Origin of the sequence: Pseudoalteromonas sp. Z9A4 (assembly GCF_011378845.1) — a bacterium.
Classification (GTDB): Bacteria; Pseudomonadota; Gammaproteobacteria; order Enterobacterales; family Alteromonadaceae; genus Pseudoalteromonas; species Pseudoalteromonas arctica.
In genome coordinates, this window is the sequence record NZ_WTLA01000011.1 from 45318 (window position 1) to 67837 (window position 22520).

Consider the following 22520-nt stretch of genomic DNA (forward strand, 5'->3'; position numbering starts at 1 on the left):
AATAGTTTGATTTTAAGCGCAAAATTAAAAATTATCCAGAGTAATACAACTAATCAATAACCATAAGGCTGCGATATTCATCGTAAGCAAATTGGTCGGTCATACCGCTTATATAATCTTGGATTAATCTACAACGATAATAAAACTCGTATGCCGCAAAGTGATCGGGCTCTTCTTGCATCGCATCTATTGCGTGTTGGTAACTATTTAAGTGCTTTTTAGAGAGCTTTTTAACAAGTCGCGACTCTATTAATAAACGTGAATCGCCATTTAGTGCACGCTTAAAGTCATCCTTGTTTAGTAGCAGTAATGGTTTATAGCAATCGAGCAAACCATTAATTATGCGATACCCTTGTAGCTCTAATTTTTCGACTTCTTTGTTTGAAAATACATGCTCAAGCGCTACCTGCTTTAGTGTTTTAGTTACTGCATGTAGATGGCTTCTATCTTCTAAAAGCGCTTGGTTAAAATCGCCATGATAAATAGATTCTATATTTTCGATAAAGCGTTTTGCGGCGTGATTTACTAGCGGATGTAGCAATGCAACCCGCAAGTATATAAAAAATTCACTATTAAAATTATAGGGTTGTGCTTGTGCACGCTCTAGTGCGTAGTCTACGGCTTTGTCTACAAAATTTTGGTGTTGAGCGTCGTCGATTAACAGATTTATTAATACTTTTTTGTAACTACTTTTAAGTTTTTCGCACAGCAACTCAGTGCTTATTATGTCTTTTTCTACGGCGTCTTCTATGTCGGCTAGGCAATACGAAATGTCGTCGGCGGCTTCCATTATGTAACTTGCAGGATGGCGGCAGTAAGGCTCAATAGTGAGCTCTTTTTGTAGCGCTTCAACAAAGTTTTTTTCGCTGTAGTAGTAACCTACTTTTTTCATTAAGTAGTTTTTATTTTGCGGTATGTCTTTTGTATCAAGCCCCGCAGGGCGAGTGTATTTTAAAATACCGGCGCTTTGGCTGTAGGTTAAATTAAGCGTTTGCAAAGAATGAATTATACGTATGCCTTGAGCGTTGCCTTCAAAGTTACAAATATCAAGTGCAAGGTGTTTAAAAACAACACCTATACCGGTGTTTGGCTCTTTACAGCGCTCGGGTGTTACGCTTGCTAGGTTGTTATTAAACCAGTGGTTAATAGCCGCTTCGCCAAAATGCCCAAACGGTGGGTTGCCTATGTCGTGCATTAAGCAGGCCATTTCTACTAGGCTTTCTAGCGGGCGCTCTAGCTCGGTTAAGCCGTAATCTTTTTGTTGCTCGTAGCTTAAATTAGCAAAAATACGTTGCACTATAAAACGACCAACTTGTTGAACTTCAAGCGAATGGGTAAGGCGAGAGCGTACAGCCGCGTTGCGTTCAAGCGGAAACACTTGTGTTTTTTGCTGTAAACGACGAATAGCTGCGCTATTTATTATTCGACCACGATCGCTTTCTAGCGCCATTTGTAAGTTTGCTGTGGTGCGGTACATACGCGCTGGCGTTATTTTTTTACTAAAATTTATGGTCATCTTTGTCCTTTTAAACCCGCTTAAATGCTTAATTTAATCTAAAGTGTGTAAATTAAACTTGTTCGTTTTATTGTTGTTTTTACTTTATATTAACCGCATATTCATATAGCCTTAAGGGACTATTGAAATCATTTCTTTTTCAGGGAGTTAAAGCCGTTTGGCTTAATAAGCATGATGCGTCCACTATCCCATTTTTATATATTATCAGTCTGTATTTTAACCTGCGCATTATCAGCGTGTAATAGCACACCTGAAAATACTTTAAACAATAATCTATCTGTTGCAGCGCAGCAAGAACTTAGTGCGCGAGCTGATGCACTGGCTGCTCGTGGCTTTTATCAAACTCAATTAGGTAATATTAATTATTTAAATGCGCGTCAATGCAGTGAGTTTAATTTACAAAGTCATCGGGGGGCTATTCGCTTTCCTGAAAACTCACTCAAGGCGGTTATTGATTCTCTCGATAATAATTTTGATGTGATAGAAATTGACGTACGCATTACCCGTGACGATGTGTGGGTTGTGCATCATGATGCTCACACAGGGCGAGAAACCGGTACTGTTGATAACAAACGGCGTAAAATAGAGTCGATTCGTTACACTAAAGAATGGGGGGCTTTACGTCATCGCGATCAAAACACGGGGTTGTTAACCGCAGATATGCCACCGTCTTTTAAAGCGTTGGCGAGTACGTTTTCGCGTTATCGTAAATCGCATCAAAAGCTAAATATTGAAATTAAATCGCGGGCATCTGTCGATGATTTAAAAATGCTCGACTACATGGCGTATAAATATGTTGGGGCAAACAATTATTTTTTTAGCAGCTTAGAAATGCGTAATTTAACGCGCCTACGTGAAATAAATCCCGATGTGTATATGATGTTTATTCAATCTCCTTCAAAGGTGTCTATGAATAAGCTGGCTGCCGATTTAAAGCGCGGGGCAGGGAGCGATCCTATTTATGAGCGCAATAAAGAGCAATTAGAAAGTATACAGTCGTATGGTAATCGTCGTCATCGCGAAACACGTTTTGATAGACCGCTAAAGTTAGATACGTTAACTAAAAAGTTAAAACGCAATTTTGGCTACGTGTTAGATATTCGTCATTATAAACAAAGTGCAGCCCAATTATTGCCCAGAGCCAAGGCGCGTGGAATTAATATTGCCACTTATTCTATTAATGGGCACGACTACCACGAACGCAGCTTATTAGCGCAATCAAGTATGTTACGCCCTAATTCTGTAATAATAGATGACACGGTATATGGCTTTTGTTCTGTGTTTGGCTTGCCAGCGGTTAAACCATACCAAGGTAATAACGCTTTTGCTAAGCGTATAGCAAGTATGCCCGATGATTTAGATTTAACGCGTTTAGATGAGTTATCTACTTATCAACAGAATCAGTTGTACCCTTCCACAGGTGGGCATTTAAAGTCGCTTACACCGGTTTCGCATACAAAAAAAGCGTTACACATTTCAAATGCGCCAAACCTTGAAATAGGTAAACGAGAGGCTGATGAAGAGTTTAGTCTTGAGACTGACCCTGTAGTTGAACTTGAACTTCGTAAAAAACTGACCCTGTAGTTGAACTTGAACTTCGTAAAAAATAACAATAAGACGACTCATAATGAAAGTAACCACTAAACCATCATGGTGGCATTTTTTAATGCTGCTATTAGCTACCTTGTATTTATTACCAGAGGCTATTTTTAATGCCCAGTTAGTGTCTTTAGTCGGGCAGGGTTCTCCCTCAGCAGAGGATTTAGAGCACCTAGAAATATACGGGCGCGCTGTATCGGGAGTTGGAGTTGCATTGCTATTGGCTGACTTTTTACCAAAGGCGATGGTGGCTAAAGTAGGGCGAGGCATTATTTCGCTAATAGCCTTAATATGCTTAGTATGGCCGGTGGTGTTTTATGGTCAAAAGTATGTAATAGAAAAAACATTAATAGAGCCCTCTTCGGCAGAGCAACGCCAGTTTGCAGTTTATAGTGCGGCGCTTAGAGACGCTTTAGCTATTAATTCAATTAAAATTAATGGACTTGATTACAAAGCTGATGAGTTACATAGCTCAGAAAACCTAACCTTTTTGGCATTGTTTGGTGGGTTGTTATACAGCGACGCGGCTTTATCTGACAATCTAGAACAAGATAAACGCAAAATTATAGCTTCTTTTGTTCAAAAAAAGGCTTACCAAGATTTTGACCAACATTACACGCAGTACAGTCAACTTTATAATGAGTTAGTTGGTCAATATAAAATGTATGCCAATGGGAGTAAAAAATATAACCAAACGTTAGCCGGAATTGATCAGCGCGAACAAGGCTATTGGCAACAAATTGAGCAGCAAGTAAATGAAGGTTGGGAAAAGTACCAGCAAGCACAAAAAGCACATATTGCTAAAGCGTCTGCAAGGGCACAAAAATATGGTCCTAAAATCTATAATTACCATGAAAAAATAGCTAAGTGTTCAGACCGATATAAAAAAAGCAGCCAAAAAGATCGCCTTAGTAAGTGTTACGAAAGAGCTGGCGCAAATTATCGTAGTGATATTTTAAAAGCAGGAATTGGCTATATTCCCCCCGATTATTGGTTAATTGTAGAAGATATTTCGGCGGCAGAAAACGCAACTAGCAGTATTTTGATGGGAGTGCTTACCGGTGGTTTTTATACTGCATTACAGGCCGTTAGCCTTGCAAGCGGAGGCGATGGTGGCATAAAAAACAAACGTTATAAGTACACTGACGATCCCGATCATTACCAGATGCTATTTTTAAAGCACCCTAAATTTACACAGATGTTTGTTAACGAAACGGATTACGAGTTTAATATTAATAGCTCATTCGCTTTTCGAGGTCATGACACAACAGCTAAAAAGCTGCGAGCACACTTTTTAGCAAAGGGATTAAGACTTAATAATAATTGGAAGATTAACGACCGACCTGAGTTTGCCCAAGCAGTTGCCAATAAAGTAAAAGCAGAGGCTAACCGACAATGGAATAGTGAGATGGCAAAGCACAATTTAAGCTTATCACCAAATTTGTCGTGGGTAGCGTTTCAGTTAAACCCACAAATACAAGCCAAAATTTCAGACCGTATGGGTGACTTATATGTAAAAAACATACGCGCTGATTGGAATAAAAAAAGCTTCAAAGAAAAGGTGCTCGATCCAAATATCGAAAAGCGTACCGATAAATATTTAGCAATGCTTAACAGTTCAAAGGGCAAGTTTGTAGATGGTGGTGAGTATGCTCAATATGGTAAGCAAGCGCTGCGCTCGGTTATTATTCCGCCTATTTCTATGTCGTTGTCGTTATTTTTAATCTGTTTAACTTTTAGCAAGCTACCACTTAAATTGTGGCGCCTTATTGCTCCACCTAAAAATACAGATAAAAAACACCCGATTACGATGTTACAAAAACTGATAATGCCGTTATTAATTTTAATTTTACCGGTGATATTTATAAGCAATACTTTTACAAAAGATGAGCAGAGCCCAGTTAATTACTTTTTAACTAAAGTAGAGGAGTCGAGCAACCCTGTATTTAGTTACGCAATTCGTTGGACTTTGCATGCTCAACCAGTGCTGCACCCTTTAGGGCTCGCATTTGAAGATAAGTTAAAAATTTATCAGCATTTTTCCCCATTGAGCAATGCGTTAGCTAACGTTGATATTTTACGCCATAGCGATACCTCACTTGATGCTGAACAGCAGCAAAATAGGCAATATATGGTTGAACAAAAAACCAAGTTAACAATTACCACAAATGTGCCAAATGCGAACATACGCATTATGAACATTGGGCCTAAATATCGTTCGGGTATGATACTTAGAGCGAGTCGCTATGATATTCAAATCTCAGCTACGGGTTATAAAACGTATCGCCGTTGGCATCAAATTGATGCGGGTGAACAAACTCTTTCTATTGAGCTAAAAGCGCAATGATTATGAAAGGGAAAAGATGATATTGCTAAATACTCATGGCGTGTTGTTCTTTTAAAATTAAAGGTTTTAATCTGGGGACGATTTAATTTATGCGTTATTTAACGTTAGATAAATAAGCCCCAATCTATCAGTTTGTATCATAAAGTAACAACTTGCTTTAAAATAATTTTTTGAGTAATTGTTGTGCATTTATAGGTGTTTATAATGAAACAGTGGATTTTAAAGGCAGTATCAATTTGCCTAATGTTAGGAATGAACAGCGCATTTGCTGCAAAAGAGCAAACTGTGGTGCTTGTATCAATTGATGGCCTGCGTTGGGATTATATTGAAAAACACGGCGCGCCAAATTTAAAAGCAATGGCCGAGCGCGGTGTTCGCGCACAAAAACTAATACCTGTTTATCCAACTAAAACGTTTCCTAACCATATTTCTATTATTACGGGCTTACTGCCAGTAAACCATGGCATTGTTGATAATAGCTTTTGTGATAAAGCGCGTAAAAACGACTGTTACAGCATGGGCAAAGCATTGGGCGATAGCACATGGGTAAAGGGTATTCCGCTTTGGAATTTAGCCAAAATGCAGGGACTTAAATCGGCTACTTATTTTTGGCCTGAGTCAGATGCATTATTTAACGGCATGACACCAGATTACTTTTATCACTATTCTAAATACAGCGATTACCAAAGCCGTGTTGATCAAATTATTCAGTGGTTAAGTTTACCAAAAGCACAGCGCCCACGTTTTATTGCGAGTTACTTTTCGCTAGTTGACAGCATGGGCCATGAATTTGGGCCAGACGCACCACAAACGGGTGATGCAGTTAAACAGCTTGATGAATTAATGGGGCAATTACAAACTCGCTTAAGTAAATTAGAGCAAGAGGTAAACTTAGTTATTGTGTCGGATCATGGTATGACGAGTATAGATCCAGATAAAAGCATTGATGTAACCACACTGCCTCAAGATGAAAACTTTTTAGTTAAAAATACTGGCCCACGTTTACTTATTTATACTCAGCCTGATACTGAAAACCCTGATATTGAAGGTTACAAGGCACGTCTACGAGATGCATCAAACGGTCGTTATACAGTATTAACTGACGAGCAATTAGCAGCGTATCATTACAATAAAGGCACTCGCGTAGGCGATATTGTGGTGCAAACTACAGCGCCAGCGGTATTTACCAATGGTAAAAAACCAACCTATTTAGGGACTCACGGTTATGCATATACCGAGGATATGGCGGCATCATTTATTGCTGTAGGCCCTGCATTTAAACAAGGTGTAAGCCTTAAAGAAGTAAATAACCTTGATATTTACCCAGTACTTGCAAAAGTGATGGGACTTAAATTGTTAAACAAAGTAGATGGCAATGGTAAAACATTAATGCCAGCAATTAAGCAAAAAATCGTTGTGCATTAAGCCGATCGGTTTTGTGATATTTAAAGCGGCTAATAGCCGCTTTTTTTATGTTTAACTGGAGAGATATTTATACTCATTACCTGTATTAGTTTCCGCGCTAGTTAACAGTGCTAGTTCTCCTTACTAGTTCTCCTTACTAGTTACTTACACTTATAGTGCTGGTAAAGCCGCGTTCGTCACTTGTTAAAGTAAGCACAAGTTGGTGGCGCTCGCATATTGCTTTTACGGTGGCTAAACCTAATCCAAACCCTTCTTTTTTCCTTGCGGGGTCGCCCCTATAAAAACGCTTAGTGAGTTGTGATAATTGTGTGGGCTCGACGCCTTTGCCATTATCGCTAATATTTATATGATTGCTGGTAAGCGTAATGTGTATAGTTGCTCCATTACCTGCGTATTTAATAGCATTCTCGGATAGGTTAAATAAAGCCTGAAAAAGTAAGTTTTTATCGCCTTGAAGTACTAACTCCCCCTGATTAATTACGTTTATATGTTGCTGATTTTGCTGTGCACTGGGCTCTAATATGTCTATTAAGTCATTAATAAGTGTTTGGCAGTTTATAGGTTCTAACTTTAACGGAAATTGCCCGTACTCAAGGCGAGTCAATTTAAGCATGGCATCAAAGGTATGTAATACGGTATCAAGCTGTTCTATTTCAAGCCCAAGCTCTGGTTGTTGCACTGCTTGGCGCTCTAGTTGTAAGCGCAATCGAGTAAGTGGGGTTTTTAAATCGTGCGCTATGTTATCGGTAATGCCTTGCACTAAGGCAAAGTTTTCTTCGATGGTGTCGAGCATGGTATTAATATGTTTGGCTAGTTTTACAAACTCATCACCTTGTTGTTTGTGAACTACACGCGCCGATAAATCGCCTTTTTGAACTTGTTCTACTACGTTATTAAAATAATTTACACGCCTTAAATGCCTGCGCGCAAAAATATAGCCAAACACACAGGTAAGTAACAAGCTGACTAAACAAGCCCAGGTTGCAATGGTTTTAAATTCAGTAATTAAGCGGCTTAAATGCTCGGTGGCTGTGGCAATAACAATATTACCATGTTTGGTGTTTACAATACCGGTGGTAAGTAGCCTAATTTGCCCACGTTGGGTGTCGAGCACAGGAAACTCAAGGGTGTTTGGCAACTTTGGAATGTCGTTGGGTAAAAAGCTTAATTGCTGGAATTGCTCGTCATCACTTTGCCAAAATATTAAAATTTCGCCCTCATTGCGAAATACCGCTAGTTGCTGAAAAAAAGACGTTTTATCAAATTCATTAGCAAGCCCTTCAATACGAACTTGCTCGGCGTTTAAGCGCCTTTCTACTTGGCGTGTTTGCTCGCCCAATAACAGCTGATATATAAGCACAACGCATAGCACTAAAACAACCGATGTAATGGTGGCAAACGCGAGTGTAAGTCGCCATACAGAACTAAAACGCGGGTTAAATTGTTGCCAAAGGTTGGAGTTAACAATCATTATTTTGCTCTACTTGTAATCGGTAGCCAACGCCTCGTATTGTTTCTATTTGTACTTTTGCACCAAGCAATGATAGCTTTTTACGTAACCTTGCTATGTGTACATCTATTACATTTGTGCCAGGATCAAAATTATATTCCCATACCGACTCAAACAACAAAGTGCGCGTAACAAGTTTATTTTTATGATCGAGTAAAAAATGTAAAAGTTTAAATTCTTTAGGTTGTAAGTTAAGTGTTTGCCCAGCTACGTCTGCTTTATGATGACGAAAATCGAGGTTTAGGTTTGCTAAACTTAATGCGGTTTGCGGTGGTTGGTTATGAAAAGGGCGCTTAATTATGTTCTCTACACGAATAGCCAGTTCCGAAAACGCAAAGGGCTTTATAAGGTAGTCATCGCCACCTGCTTTCAAGCCTGCAACTCGGTCGTCTACTTTATCTAACGCCGAGAGTATTAGCACAGGTGTTGTCTTACCTGTTGCTCTAAGTGCAGCAAGTACTTGCAAACCATCTAACTTTGGTAGCATTCGGTCTAGCACAATTGCGTCGTGTTCTTCGCATGTGGCAATTAATAATGCTTGTTGACCGTCTTGTGCGGTATCTACGGTGTAGCCTAGCTCGCTAAAGGCTTTGTATAAAAACTCGCGGTTTTGTTTGTCGTCTTCAACCAAAAGTAATTTCATTAATTGCCCCAACGCAGTAGTGGTAGGTTTTTACCTGTTGCGAGGTCAATGGCTTTTTTATGACGCCCTTTTAACGATACAAACGTGGCAACCATGTAAGTTACGCCCATATCTTGCTCAAGCTGAGCTTCTATTAAGTATTGTGTTTGTGTTGAATCTAACGACTGGACAAGTTGATACATGCGGTAATTTTTTTTACGCATTAATTTAGCGGCTGCAACTTCGTCGTCTTCATCAAGTTCTGGCGGGGCATATTCAAGCTCAATTAGTTTACCTTTTACATCAACTAGCAATTCAATAAAGCGATTATTTTTTTGCTCAAAAAGTGTTACCTCGTAGGTGGTTTGTCCTTTTTCGAACTCTAGCTCAAACTCTACAATAACGGCTGTATTTAGGTATTCGGCTTCTATATTTTTTAAAATACTTTGTGGTGATGGCTCGTTTGCATTATTAAGTTTGTCAAAAATTGCAGAACTGCTTGCATGGCACAACCCGCTGCAAAAAAATAAGGCGCTCAAAAAAATATGTTTCATGTAAGTATGCTCTTGTTTTAATGTGTTTAGCCTACCAAATAAGAGAGCTAAACACATTTATTTAGTCGTATGATTTATTCTTTATATCAGCGCTTTATATTACTACTAGTCATCTAAAACGCATGCTCTTACTTGGTTGCTTGCAACCCATTGGCATTCTAATTCTACAGTTTGATTTAAATATTGCGTTAATGAGTTATCTTCACTTATATAGCCCCAAAGCGTTGCTTGCTGATTTTGATTTGCCGACACTAAACCGGTTAAGTTAATCTCACTTGTATCGTCCTCTAGTTCAACTTCGCTTACGGTGTTTTGCTCATTGTTATAACTGCCTTCAAGCTCAACCCACTGCCCATCTAGAGTATTAACCGATAATCCATCCTCAAATACAGTTTGGCTATTAAATGTAAATTCAATGCCATTTATTGTCGCCATATTTTGCTCGTAACTAACAACGCCGGCTACCGAAAACTGCTGGTTGGTTGTATTTGGTTTGATGTTTATTGATTCAAATTCTATTTCTTGAGCAAGTAATTTATTATCGGCTTGCTGCCATACACCATCTACCTCAATAACTTGACCAACAACAAGATTAGCGGTGGTGCCATCTTCAAATTGAGTTTGATCATTAATGCTAACTTGCCACTGCGAGTTTAATGTTATTAAGCTCATATTGTTATTTACAAAGGTGATTACGCCTTCAAGCTCGGTGTCTATATTATCGATAAAACTAAGGCTTTGCTCTGCATCAACCTCGATTGCGGTAAATATTGCATTATTATAAAAACCTTCAACCTCAACAAGCTGACCATTACTTAGTGTGCCGTCTATATCAGCTTGTTGGTAGTTAATAACTAAATCACCTAAATTAAATGTGCGCAACTGCTGGTTTAAATTGGTAATACTGCCTTGCACTTCAAGCTCTGATTGGCTGTTAGTAATAGGAGCTTGGTAGGTAACCGTTAGTGAGTTTAACGAATGACTGTAGCCACTTATTTCAAATAATTGCCCTTGACTAAAGTCGCTGCTGTTTAAGTTACTAAGCGTCACACCTGCAATACTCACCTGGTCATTTTGTATATTAATAGGGCCCTTAAATACAGGGTCATAATCTATTTCGGTCGCGCTTGTACCATTTGTTTCTACTTCTACCATCATGCCTTGTTTAATGTTAGCAAGAGTTGCGTTATTGCCATCTATTTCTATCTCAGCCGAACTTGCCGCAATAGTGTGATCGTTTACAGTAATTGAATCCGACGTTACACCTGTTACTTGTCCAATGATCACACTCGGTAAGTTAGCTGAAGTTATTTGCTTATTGTTATCGTTATTTGACGAACTACTGCCACATGCGCTTAACGCAAGTGTAATAGCACTTAATGAGATTAGTTTTACTGTATTTTTAATTGATTGGTTGGTCATGGGGAACTCCTAGATAATAACTATTGCTGATGGAGTAAGTGTACTTAACCATGTATATCAATAAGGTGGACAGAACATTAATTTTTGTTAATGTTACAAAAAAGAGCGCCGAGGCGCTCTTAAGGGAAGAACATGTTAAAACTTTAAAGTGGGCTATTTAGTCCACTTTTTTATTGGGCAGCTTATTTGAAGTTAGCAATACTTGTTTTTGTAGCAGTAACTGTGCGAATTGCATACGCTTGGTTTGTAATACCAAATGCAATACCATTTACGCTCCAGCCAGGGTTAGAGAAGTAATCGTACTGAGTTGCGCTACCGTAAACGTGCGGGTAAGCCATTATACTTGCAAACTCGTTTTGTACGCCATGACCCATGCCATCTACATATACACCGCCAGATGTGTCACCTTGTTTGCGTGAGTGCGCTAAACCTTGGTTATGACCAAGTTCGTGTACAAATGTAGTTGCACCACAATCAATTGCAGTGATTGAGTACATACGGCTGCTCATTGAGCTGTATAGATTTCCATTAGTGCCTTGGCCAACCCATGCTAAACCACATGAAATAAGCCCATTGCCAGCACTTTGGCCAGTACCTAATACGGCAATCATGTCGGCTTTCCAATCGCTGCGTAAACCATCTACGTAGCTGCTATTTGTAACCGAATCTAACCAATCCTCGGACGGCGTTACTGCGTAGTCACCTAAGTTTTGTTTGCCAGCTAAGCGTAGTGTTATATCAACGCCATTTTGGCTATATACCTGATTACTAAAAGCAATTAGTTGATTTATTTTAGTGTCAATATTGCTAGTTGCAGCAGCTGATTGGTCGGTATATAAAATACCGATATCGATTGTTTCTGCTTGTGCAACACTTGCTGCACATAATGCCGCAGCCAGTGCGGTTGTTGTGATTACTTTTTTCATTATTGTATTTCCTTACTCTTGTTGTGGTTGGAACTTGTTTTTAACTTGGTTGAGCTCATAAAAAGCAGACACACTAAAGCTGCCCTATAGTGCGGCTTTAGTTGTTTTTTATATTTTGATTATTGGTTAGCCATCAATTTTTGGTGCAAATATATCGATGCTTTTATCTGATTTGGGTTTTGGTGCGGTTACATCATGCTCTATGTGGCTTTTATATAAATCGCGTTTTGCTGCAATCCATCCGTACTTACCTTTACTTTCGAATACATAATTGCCAGAAGGCGCAGTAAATTGACCATACACGGCATCTTTACCTACCGTTAAAACGGTATTATGCATGCGGCCATCAACACCCACTATTTTGCCAAATATGCTCTTATCGCCATTTTCAGACTCAACCACATTAGTCACTTCTGCGGTGAATGTTTCGGCTGTTTGCGGAATAGCTAAATCAAAATTTTCGCCAGTTTCTAAAGCCTGTAAAGAATTTAAATCAAACTCAATGTAGGCTTCGTTATGTAAGTCGGTAGGTAAAACTTTTGCGTTTATAAGCACTTGCTTTGCTTTGTCGGATTGGCGATTTACGGCATCAAATTCTTCAAACGGTAAGCTGTTGTCAGGGGCAACAATAGGTTTAACTGTAATTGGATCTTTACTCATATCAATAGGTGCAGGGGGATGTGTATTGCGCGTTTTTTGTAAATCAATAGGAACAAAATCAATAGCAACAGGCGCGATAGGTTCGCCCGTTTCATCTGCATTAAAAAATAGCCCATAAACTGCAAATGCCGATAATGGTATAGCAATTAGTAAGACGACAGATCTCTTCATTTGTTTCTCTTTTAGTGTTTTTGGTTAACTGTTTGTTACGTTTTATATTATTAAATGGATTAGATCAAGATAATAAATGTAACCGAAAAGAATTAATTCTAAATTTCATAATTCCTTATAAAATATAAGGATATTTATTTTTGGTATGTTTTTCACTCTTTTTAGTATTGGTTTTTTGTAGGGTTTATGCGGCCTTTGGCGCGTTTGTGGGTACTTGTTTGTTTAGTTAAATACAATGGTTAAAAGTGACTTTTTGACGTTAATTACAATGAAAAATAAAAAGTGAATTTTTTTCACTCTTTGTAAACTAATCGCTAATTGCAATGCATTTATCGGGCACGTATGTTGTGTGCTGCATAAATGGCATTACGAGGGATTTATGAAGGTGTCTGATCAGTTGCTTAACCGAATTACAGCAGGACTTGTGGCTGTAATTATTGGTTTTTCGAGTTCTATTGCATTGATTTATCAGGTGGTGATAACCCTTGGAGGCACGCCCGATTTAGTAGCTAGTTGGATTTTAATGCTTGGTTTAGTGATGGGCACAACGTCAATAGGTTTGTCGTACTATTACAAAGTGCCTGTTTTAATTGCGTGGTCTACCACGGGGGCTGCATTACTGATTTCAAGTGCACAAGGGTATAACTTAAACGAGGCTATTGGCGCGTTTATGCTCAGTGCATTGCTCGTTTTTTTGTCGGGGGTGACGGGCTGGTTTGAAAAAATAATGAACCGTATTCCAAGTGAGCTTGCATGCGCCATGTTGGCCGGCGTGCTTGTTACCTTTGGTATCGATGTGTTTAATTTTATGAACGACATGCCTTTAGTAATTGGCTTAATGGTCGTTATGTACTTTATTGGTAAACGCTTTTTTGCCCGCTTTGCTATGTTAAGCGTGCTTATTATAGGTGTACTACTCGCTTGGCAAATGGGCCATATTGATACCAGCGCACTGCACTGGAAAATGAGCGAATTTGCTTATATTGAACCCGTTTTTCACTTGCAAGCATGCATTAGCATAGGTTTACCACTTTATATAGTTACCATGACCTCGCAAAATTTACCGGGCATTGCTGTTTTAAAAGCGCACAAATATAAAGCGCCTATATCTGCATCTCTTAATGTGACTGGTTTTGTAAATATGCTTAGTGCCCCGTTTGGAGCCTACTCTATTAATTTAGCCGCTATTACCGCTGCTATTTGTATGAGTGATGAAGCGGATGAAAATCATGATAAACGTTATTGGGCGAGTATAGCGGCGGGCGTATTTTATATTTTAATGGCGCTGTGCGCGGCTACATTGGTTGGGTTGGTAGCAAGTTTACCGCAGGCACTTATTTTAGCTTTGGCGGGCATTGCGCTATTTGGCACTATTGCTAATAGTTTGCAGCAAGCCCTTAGTAGTATTAAATATACGGAGGCCGCAATTGTTACTTTTTTAGTAACAGCATCTAACTTAACATTGCTATCAGTGGGGTCTGCTTTTTGGGGAATTATAGGGGGTGTGCTTACTATTCTTATCACCCAAAAAGACTAAAAGCTTTATTGTGTACAAAGAGCCGTTGGTGAGTATTTAAAACAAAATTATAGTTTATTTATATCATTAAAATAACTTAACTAAGCTTATAAAAAAGGCTGCAATTGCAGCCTTTAGTTTTATAAAACAAGATTTACCTAATCAAAAGTATGATGGCGAGTTACACTAAACCGATTAAGTATATGGTGCATAATATACACAACGCACAGACTTAATATTATAGCCACCGATACCGAGCTAAACCGGTACATTGCGCTATAAACAAGATCTTGGCCTGGTCCGAGTGAGTTCCCAAATAAAATACCAAACGTAGTCAACACACCAAAACCAATACCAGGTATGCCTCCGCCTAAAATATGAAAACGCGCAAAAAGAAACGAAAGTATCCATAAAATAGCCATCGGAAAAAGTAAAAAATCAGAGTGACTATACAAAAATAGTTGCGATAGTAACGCTGCATTACACCCTATAAGCGTTCCAATTGCTCGCTGCCAACCAGCCATACCTGCGGCTTTCCAGCATAATGAAAACAAAATAAGCACAGAAGCTGCCTGCGCAGATATTGAGTCTTGTAAATCAAGAACCTGAAAAACCACAAAAGAGAGCGTAGCCACGGTTGAGCATAACAATACCTCATGGCGAATACTTTCTTTTGCTTTAGCTGGCATTACTCGCCCGGGCCTTGCGGTTACATCAGGAAATAGGCCATGCATTAATGCTCCAATAACAACGGTTAAAAATATAGCCAAACCATTAGTTAAAATTAACGGATAAATACTACTTTCTTCATCAACATAGCTCGAAAAATGTAGCTGAATAGAAAGGCTTATCACGCCTAAAGCGCCAAATAAAAAGGCACTACCGCTACTCATTTGGTAAAATAAAAAGCAAAAAACACCAAACACTAATAATGTCATAACGACTGGTAAGTGAGAAAACAATCCCTGCATTATCAGCACTATAAGCGCGCTAAATGCAGCAGATGCTATAAATTGATTTATAAGCCCACGACTTAACGTAGGTACCATGCCCAATATCAACATAGGATAAACGGTAAAAAATATACCATTTGGCCAGTTCATTAATTTACTAATAGTAAAGCCAAGGGTGCATCCACCTGCAATGCGTAGTGCTTGGCGAAGGCCATTAGAGTCTAATTGTGGGCCTTGGCTAACAATTTGAGTCATAAAGTCTCCATTAATAAATGTAGTGTAACCAGCTAATAAACCTAATTTGTGCAGAGCCAAACCATTGCCCAATTGTCGATTCTGGTAATAATTGTACTGTTGCACGTGACCCGCTCGGCATGTTTGCTATTAAGTCTTGATGATTTACGAGCTTTAAATGAATGCGTTGACGCTGTGCATCGCGTACCCAACGATTGCTGGTTTCTGTTGTACTTAGTAAACCATTTGCACTAAGTTGACCGTTGCTAACACCTGCTTCAAATGTTTCTAGTATTGCGTCGTAAACTTCACCTGGGCGGCTATCAAATACTACGCGCGCTTGAGTGCCTTGCTTCATATTTGAGAGTGACTTTTCTCTAAAGTCGGCAACTAAATCGGCTTTTTTAGCGACAATAGCTAATAATGGGCTACCTGCAACAGCATACGCGCCGTCTAATAACTGTAAGTTAGCAACTACGCCGTCACTTAGTGCACGTACTTGCGTGTAGGATAAATTTAACTCAGCCAGCGCTAACTGGTTAGCAGCATGACGCATAGCTAAGTTTTTATTACCTGAGTCACCTCTAGCTAAAACTGCTTCAGCTAACTGCGCTTCTAGAGCCGCAACATTTGCTTTACTGGCTTCAAAGTTAGCACGAATGCTTTCAAGCTCTTGCTCCGATATAGACTTTTGAGTATAGAGTTTTTCGCCTCTGCTTTTTAATAGCTTTTGCTCATGCTGCTTAGCATTTGCAGCACTAATTTGTGCTTCAAGGGCTTTAACATTGGTATCAAGACGCTTATTTTGTAATTTGGCATCATCAAGCGCGAGTTGAGCTTGCTCTTTGGCTAAATTATATGGGCCTTCATCGATACTAAATAATATATCGCCCGCTTTAACTGGTTGGTTATTATTAACTTGCACACTAGTGACTCGGCCACTAATTTGCGGTGATATTTGCACAACAGGGTGGTATACACGTGCCTGTGGTGTCACAGGTAAAACCATATCGGCCACTAAATAGTAAATAAATACTAAGATAAATCCTATGAGAGAAAACCTTACATAGCGTGCAAACTTTTGATCCGGTGTCATTTTTAGCCTTACTTATTAACTTAAATACATTTAAGGGCGTTTTGCTCTATTTTGATCAAACCAAATGCAATGGCATCTAGCTGCTCAACAGATAAACCGCTGTATAACTGATTTTTTATATCGGAAATGGTCTCTTGCAATGAATGTAAAATGGCATCACTTTGTTCAGTAAAATAGAGTCTTTTACTGCGCTTATCATGTTTGTCTACACGGCGAACGATTAACGATTGCTCCTCTAATTGCTTAAGCGTGCGAGTCAGTGAAGGCATTTCTATCCCTAAGCTATTAGCAAGTTCAAGTTGTGTTAGTCCCTCACCACGCATATTTATATGCATTAGTGCAGTCCAGCGCGACTGAGTAAGCCCCAAAGGCTCAACAGCAATGGTTACTGCTTCGCGGCATAAGCGATGAACTCGGCCCATATTACCGATAACGGTTAAATCGAGCGTCTCGTGAAAAGGTTTTTGTGTAGGCATAGCCATCCCAACATAGTTAGCAAGCTAACTATTTTATCATTACTTAGCAAGCTAAGTAAATATGCGTAAGTGCGAGAAGTGGCAAAATATTTGCTAAACCTCACCTGTAAAAAAATGGTGAGGTTTAGGGAGTTTTAAAAGTTAAGTAAATTAGCTGGGGAGTATTGATCGGTAAGTACTTTTGTATCTGCAGGCCAATCTTGGCCGTCTTTAGTAAAGTGCATAAGTTGGCTAATCGCTTTTATATCTACACCGTATTTTACTAATTTAGGGGCGAGAGCATTAACACGCGTGTTAATTTGCGCTTCGCTCGGTATTGATTTAAGTCCCGCTAAAATAATACGGTTGCTGCGATTTTCGCGGCTTACATTTATAAAGTCGCCAAATACAGCGTGGTAAGTTGCCGACTCATGCTCATAAAGTTTACTACTTGAAAACGTATTTGCGGCAATAACGCCACCATCGGCTAATACGCTTTGTACTTCTTCAAAAAACTCTTTAGTGAGCAAATGCTCCGGAATATAGTCACCGTTAAACGCATCCAAAATAATCCAATCGTACTTTTTCTTTTTAATAGCGGCGCGCTTTATAAAAATACGGCCATCTTGCACGCTTGATGTCACTAAGTCGTTTTCTATAAAGTTAAAGTAATCGCGTGCAACTTTAGTTACTGCAGGATCTATTTCAACATTATGAATATTTGCAGTGGGGTATAGCTCATGAATAACGTTAGAAAGTGTACCGCCACCCAATCCTATAATAAGTACACTTTTAGGGTTGTCGGTTACTAAAAGGCTCGCAAACGTCAATTTTGTGTAATTAAAAACAAGTTTGTCGGGATTGCTTTTATACATGCAACTTTGGCTTGTTTGGCTACTTTTAGTATTAAATTTAAGGCAACGTAAGTCGCTTGTTTCTTCAACAATAATATTGCGATAAAGCGAGCGTTCTTCATGAATAACCTTACTAAACGCAGAACCTGAAAACACAATTAATGGCAGTAGCAAATATTTAAGCATGAGCAAGCCCCTTATTATTAACCAAGGTATTAATAACAATCGCGACTAAACCCAGTGCCCCAAGTGTTAAAGCAAAGGCGCTAATAATTGTATTCACGTCAAACGCGAGTACAAAGTAAAAAGAGGTAATTATAGTACCCAGGGCACTGCCAAGCGTACTTACAAAGTATAAACGCCCAGCCACTTGGCCGCTTTTATCGCTATCTGTTACCAGTAAGCGCACAGAGTAGGGCGAGATCATGCCTAAAATAACGGTAGGTATAAAAAATAAAGCAGTTGACGCTAAGAGTGAGCCGTAGCGGCTATCTTCAATATGGGTAAATATAAATTCCATTATAGGCTGCGAAAATAATGTAATAGGCACAACCATAATGCTGGCAATTAAAAATATTAGACCATATTTGGTAAGGGATGCATTTTTAGTGCTGAGTTTACCACCAAGTAAATACCCAAAAGATAAACTAAGCATAAACACAGTAATTATACTGCCCCAAATATGCACGCTACTGCCAAAAAAGGGGGCAAGAATTCTCCCACCTAAAAGCTCAATGCCCATTATGCAAAAGCCGCTGCAAAAAGCTAAAAAGTAAATTAACGCGTTTGTTTTTATGCTCATGTAATTATCGTTATGTAACTTAAGTAGAACACTATACTAACGTGATGCATACAAAGCTGCTAGGGTAATAATTAACCTAAGTTTAATTTAAAAAAGAAGTTTTGTTATAGCAATTTGTTAGTTAGTTGAATTCTGATCTATTTAGCTTGCCTAGGCCCTCGCGATTTAACACTTAAGACGCTTTTTCATTTAAATTAATTTTCTTAAGTTTTCTTTAAGTTTCACTCGTTAAGTTTAAACCCTGAAATATAAACAGGTTTAAATGAGCGAGCTTATGCAATTAGCCCACACTTCTACATCATTAGGTTTAACACAAAATAACAGTCAATTTATTAGTGCTCGTATTAATGATGTGCATCGAAAAAATCTCGAAAACACAGTGAAAGAAGGTTTTTTAGTTGCGTATAACGCTAAGCTTACCTCTTTTATGCCACTACTTTGCCAATACGTTACCGAGCAAGGAAAGTGCACGTTAGGGCTAAGGCAAGCAACTTCGCCATTGTTTATTGAGCAATATTTAGCATCACCCGTTGAAGATTTTTTAGATGAGAGCATTTCTCGCAATAAGATTTTTGAACTTGGTAATCTCTGCTCTACAAATCGAAGAGCAACACTTGCACATTTTATTATTGTTAACGAAGCTCTGCAAAGTGTGGGGGCAAAACATTTAGTGTTTTGTGCAACCAACAAAGTGCGTGCTTTATTGCGCTTACTTGGTGTTACGTGTACCGAAATTGCACTTGCGAGCAGTTTTGTAGTTGAGAACCCATTAAAGTGGGGCAGCTATTACGCCAACCAACCAACAGTATGCATTGTGAGCCTAGAGCAAGCTCACCAACAAGTATTAAATACCCCAATGCTTTATAGTTTGATGCAGCAAAACCACTCAAATATCAATTCTTTGGTAAACGCATTGGTGAATGTATGAACTACTATAATACTCATTCAGTATCGCCATTAATTATTGCCCATAATAAAGATCTAACACGTGAAATTAACGGTGATGAGTTTAACCAGCAAATACAAAAAGTAGTAAAAATACTACAAAGCTTTAACGGCAAATGTGTCGCTTATAAGCTCGATAATACGCCAGCTTGGCTTGTTATTGATGCCGCTACTGCGGTTTCTAATAAAGTGGCTGTGCCAATTGCTCACTTTTTTAGTGAACAACAAACTCAATATGTACTAGCGCAATGCGGCGCTAATGTATTTATGAGCGACACGCTAAACCCTTTATTTGGGGAGCCGACCGCATCAATCAATTTATTTGAGTGTTACACATTATATATTTACGAAATTGTTGCAGCTAAACCCGTCAGTTATTTTCCAGAAACTCAAAAAGTAACGTTTACATCAGGCTCTACTGGACAACCAAAAGGCGTGTGTTTATCTGCAAAGAGCCAAATGCAGGTAGCTCAATCTCTGTGCGATAAAATTAATATTAAAAAGCCTGTGCATTTATGTTTATTGCCGCTTGCTGTGTTACTTGAAAATATAGCCGGTGTATATGCGCCTTTAAAAAGTGGCGGTACAGTGCATTTAATGCCGTTAAATGAATTAGGCTTTATTGGAACAGCATTAAAACAGCCCGCACAACTTATTGCTGCTATTGATAAAGTTAAGCCAAATACGCTTATTTTAGTGCCAGAACTATTAGCATGCTTAGTTGCTTTTGCAGAAGATGGATGGCAACCGCCTAGTTCGTTACAGTTTCTTGCTGTGGGTGGTGCGCTTGTCAGCGAAATGCTAATAGTTAAAGCGCGTAGCTTAAACTTACCAGTGTACCAAGGTTATGGGCTTTCTGAGGCGGCATCTGTCGTTAGTTTAAATACACCCACAAACGATAACCTCCACAGTGCCGGCTCTGTGTTACCTCATATTCAAACTAAAATTGAAAATGGTCAGCTTTTTATAAAAGGCGATTTGTTTTTAGGTTACTTAAACCATCAACCTCACAACAAAAACCACTGGTATGCAACCGGCGATCTGGTCGATCAGCATCAAAACACCTTATTTATTAAAGGCCGATTAAAAAACCTAATTATTACCAGTATGGGGCGCAACATTAGTGCCGAGTGGCCTGAGTCACTATTACTAAGTCAAAGCGGTATTTTACAAGCGGTTGTATTTGGTGAGGGGCAACCTTTTCTGAGTGCCATTATTTACGCCGATACAAAGCTAAGTAACCCAGTGTTAGCGCAATACATTAACGCAATTAATAAACAACTACCCGACTATGCACGAATTCAAAAATGGCATCGTTTAACTGCCCCATTAAGTGTGCAACAAGGATTATTAACAACAAATAATCGTCCAAAACGAGATGCCATAAGTAAGCAGTACCATGCTGTGTTTGAGCAATTTTACCGACTTGGAGAAGTAATTAATGAGTGATTTTTTTAACACCCTTAAAGAGCAAACTAAACAAGAACAAAACTATCTGCTTGCAGCGCCTATTATCCAGCGTGTTTTTAAAGGCGAAGCATCACTTGAAGAATACGCCTCGTTTTTAGCACAAGCGTATCACCATGTTAAACACACAGTGCCATTAATGATGTCGGTTGGTGCACGATTAACCGACAATCAAGAATGGCTGCGCGAAGCCATCGCAGAATACATTGAAGAAGAGATTGGTCATCAAGAGTGGGTACTTAATGATATTGCAGCCTGTGGTTTTGACAAAGAGATAGTGCGGTGTAGTCAGCCGCAATACGCTACCGAAATGATGGTGTCGTATGCGTACGACTCCATTGCACGTAAAAATCCGTTGAGCTTTTTTGGCATGGTGCATGTGCTTGAAGGCACTTCTATAGCGCTTGCTGATGGCGCAGCTTCAAACATTGCAAATGCTGTGGACTTACCTAAAAAAGCATTTAGTTATTTAACCTCTCACGGCGCGCTTGATATAGAGCATGTAAAGTTTTTTGAAAACCTAATGAACCAAATAACAGATGAGGCGGATCAAGAAGCCATACTTCATGGTGCAAAGCGCTTTTATCGTTTATACGGCGATATATTTCGTGGACTCGATGATGAACCGTTTTTTAAAGCAAGTGCACAAGGCAAATCGGCATGAGCAGCTCTTTATGTGTGCTAACTGGTGCAACAGGCGGAATAGGGCAAGCAATTGCTAAAGCCCTATATGCAAAAGGGTGGACGTTACTGCTTGTAGGGCGTAATACGCAAGCTCTTGAAAAACTGAGCCGTGAATGCCCAGACAGTGAAACATTTACTGGCGATTTAACCGACGATACAACACGCATTAACTTAGCCATAAAAGCCAAGCAACTCGGTGGCGTTAAATTACTTATTAATAACGCTGGCGTAAATACGATGCAAAGCCTTGAGCACACAAGTAATGAGCAAATAGATAATATGCTGACTACTAATTTGTCGGTACCTATTAAATTATGCCAACTATTTTTAGGGCAGTTACAATATACCAAAGGCACCATTGTTAACGTGGGATCATCGTTTGGCAGTATTGGTTACCCGTTTCAAACACTTTATTGCGCCAGTAAATTTGGTTTACGTGGTTTTACAGAAGCGTTATCGCGTGAGTTGAATGGTTCAGGCGTTAAAGTGACCTATTTAGCACCAAGAGCAACAGATACCTCTATTAATAGCAGTAAAGCGCGGGCAATGAATAAAGAGCTCGGTAATAAAATGGACTCGCCAGAATTAGTTGCTCAAGAGTTATTAGCACTTATAAGTTCGAACCAAACAAGGCGCTTTATTGGTTTTCCTGAAAAATTATTTGCACGCATAAATGGCGCATTCCCAAGCGTTGTTGATAACGCTATTGCAAAACAACTTCCTAAAATCAAACGCTTTTTAAGTTAACAAACACATACAAGG

At 39.1% G+C, this 22520-nt stretch carries 20 protein-coding genes; 8 read left to right on the forward strand and 12 right to left on the reverse strand.

The annotated features are described in order from the left end of the window. Window positions 1-49: 49 nt before the first annotated feature. A complete protein-coding gene (gene dgt / locus GQR54_RS10150) occupies window positions 50-1516 on the reverse strand; it encodes a dGTPase (RefSeq protein WP_166377528.1) in 1467 nt (488 codons plus the stop codon). Between the two features lie 171 nt (window positions 1517-1687). Between dgt and GQR54_RS10155 the strand changes: the two genes are divergently transcribed. The 3 genes from GQR54_RS10155 to GQR54_RS10165 all read left to right on the forward strand — a co-directional run bounded on the left by GQR54_RS10155 (window position 1688) and on the right by GQR54_RS10165 (window position 6887). Next, window positions 1688-3100 (forward strand): glycerophosphodiester phosphodiesterase family protein, encoded by a 1413-nt coding sequence (locus GQR54_RS10155; RefSeq protein ID WP_166377529.1) that lies wholly within the window; start codon window positions 1688-1690, stop codon window positions 3098-3100. Window positions 3101-3143: 43 nt separating this feature from the next. After that, window positions 3144-5462 (forward strand): carboxypeptidase-like regulatory domain-containing protein, encoded by a 2319-nt coding sequence (locus GQR54_RS10160; RefSeq protein ID WP_166377530.1) that lies wholly within the window; start codon window positions 3144-3146, stop codon window positions 5460-5462. A gap of 204 nt (window positions 5463-5666) precedes the next feature. Beyond that, window positions 5667-6887 (forward strand): ectonucleotide pyrophosphatase/phosphodiesterase, encoded by a 1221-nt coding sequence (locus tag GQR54_RS10165; RefSeq protein ID WP_166377531.1) that lies wholly within the window; start codon window positions 5667-5669, stop codon window positions 6885-6887. Between the two features lie 136 nt (window positions 6888-7023). Here GQR54_RS10165 and GQR54_RS10170 read toward each other — a convergent pair whose 3' ends face one another. From GQR54_RS10170 to GQR54_RS10195, 6 genes are all read right to left on the reverse strand, one after another. Then, window positions 7024-8358 (reverse strand): ATP-binding protein, encoded by a 1335-nt coding sequence (locus GQR54_RS10170; protein WP_166377532.1) that lies wholly within the window; start codon window positions 8356-8358, stop codon window positions 7024-7026. Further along, complete coding sequence (locus tag GQR54_RS10175) at window positions 8348-9040, reverse strand: response regulator transcription factor (RefSeq protein WP_166377533.1); 693 nt, start codon at window positions 9038-9040, stop codon at window positions 8348-8350. The genes GQR54_RS10170 and GQR54_RS10175 overlap by 11 nt, the downstream gene beginning before the upstream one ends. After that, a complete protein-coding gene (locus GQR54_RS10180; RefSeq protein WP_166377534.1) occupies window positions 9040-9573 on the reverse strand; it encodes a PepSY domain-containing protein in 534 nt (177 codons plus the stop codon). Before GQR54_RS10180 ends, GQR54_RS10175 begins: the two co-directional genes overlap by 1 nt. Window positions 9574-9678: 105 nt before the next feature. Further along, the gene (locus GQR54_RS10185) at window positions 9679-10995 is read right to left on the reverse strand and encodes a DUF5666 domain-containing protein (RefSeq protein WP_166377535.1); all 1317 of its coding nucleotides are present in this window, start codon (window positions 10993-10995) and stop codon (window positions 9679-9681) included. Window positions 10996-11177: 182 nt separating this feature from the next. Then, complete coding sequence (locus GQR54_RS10190; RefSeq protein ID WP_024592420.1) at window positions 11178-11921, reverse strand: zinc-dependent metalloprotease family protein; 744 nt, start codon at window positions 11919-11921, stop codon at window positions 11178-11180. Window positions 11922-12047: 126 nt separating this feature from the next. Beyond that, complete coding sequence (locus GQR54_RS10195; protein ID WP_166377536.1) at window positions 12048-12752, reverse strand: hypothetical protein; 705 nt, start codon at window positions 12750-12752, stop codon at window positions 12048-12050. A gap of 379 nt (window positions 12753-13131) precedes the next feature. Here GQR54_RS10195 and GQR54_RS10200 point away from each other — a divergent pair, with 379 nt between their 5' ends. After that, window positions 13132-14289 carry a benzoate/H(+) symporter BenE family transporter gene (locus tag GQR54_RS10200; protein WP_166377537.1) on the forward strand — a complete coding sequence of 386 codons (1158 nt, stop codon included), beginning with the start codon at window positions 13132-13134 and terminating at the stop codon, window positions 14287-14289. Window positions 14290-14426: 137 nt separating this feature from the next. Here GQR54_RS10200 and GQR54_RS10205 read toward each other — a convergent pair whose 3' ends face one another. The 5 genes from GQR54_RS10205 to GQR54_RS10225 form a co-directional block, all read right to left on the reverse strand. Next, complete coding sequence (locus GQR54_RS10205) at window positions 14427-15476, reverse strand: DUF2955 domain-containing protein (RefSeq protein ID WP_166377538.1); 1050 nt, start codon at window positions 15474-15476, stop codon at window positions 14427-14429. 10 nt (window positions 15477-15486) lie between these two features. After that, window positions 15487-16551, reverse strand: a complete 1065-nt coding sequence (locus tag GQR54_RS10210) for an HlyD family secretion protein (RefSeq protein WP_166377539.1) — start codon at window positions 16549-16551, stop codon at window positions 15487-15489. Between the two features lie 20 nt (window positions 16552-16571). After that, complete coding sequence (locus GQR54_RS10215) at window positions 16572-17027, reverse strand: MarR family transcriptional regulator (protein ID WP_166377540.1); 456 nt, start codon at window positions 17025-17027, stop codon at window positions 16572-16574. Window positions 17028-17161: 134 nt separating this feature from the next. Then, on the reverse strand, window positions 17162-18046 hold the full coding sequence (locus GQR54_RS10220; RefSeq protein ID WP_166377541.1) for a fused MFS/spermidine synthase: 885 nt from the start codon (window positions 18044-18046) through the stop codon (window positions 17162-17164). Then, window positions 18039-18662: a fused MFS/spermidine synthase gene (locus GQR54_RS10225; protein ID WP_007583564.1), complete on the reverse strand. Its 624-nt coding sequence runs from the start codon at window positions 18660-18662 to the stop codon at window positions 18039-18041. The genes GQR54_RS10220 and GQR54_RS10225 overlap by 8 nt, the downstream gene beginning before the upstream one ends. Before the next feature lie 274 nt (window positions 18663-18936). Here GQR54_RS10225 and GQR54_RS10230 point away from each other — a divergent pair, with 274 nt between their 5' ends. From GQR54_RS10230 to GQR54_RS10245, 4 genes are read left to right on the forward strand one after another with little or no spacing between them, the layout of a single operon-like run. Next, window positions 18937-19590, forward strand: a complete 654-nt coding sequence (locus GQR54_RS10230) for a thermostable hemolysin (RefSeq protein ID WP_166377574.1) — start codon at window positions 18937-18939, stop codon at window positions 19588-19590. Continuing rightward, window positions 19587-21056 (forward strand): AMP-binding protein, encoded by a 1470-nt coding sequence (locus GQR54_RS10235; RefSeq protein ID WP_166377542.1) that lies wholly within the window; start codon window positions 19587-19589, stop codon window positions 21054-21056. The genes GQR54_RS10230 and GQR54_RS10235 overlap by 4 nt, the downstream gene beginning before the upstream one ends. Further along, a complete protein-coding gene (locus tag GQR54_RS10240; protein WP_166377543.1) occupies window positions 21049-21738 on the forward strand; it encodes an iron-containing redox enzyme family protein in 690 nt (229 codons plus the stop codon). Before GQR54_RS10235 ends, GQR54_RS10240 begins: the two co-directional genes overlap by 8 nt. Beyond that, window positions 21735-22505 (forward strand): SDR family oxidoreductase, encoded by a 771-nt coding sequence (locus GQR54_RS10245; RefSeq protein WP_165740509.1) that lies wholly within the window; start codon window positions 21735-21737, stop codon window positions 22503-22505. The genes GQR54_RS10240 and GQR54_RS10245 overlap by 4 nt, the downstream gene beginning before the upstream one ends. The last annotated feature ends 15 nt before the right edge of the window (window positions 22506-22520 follow it).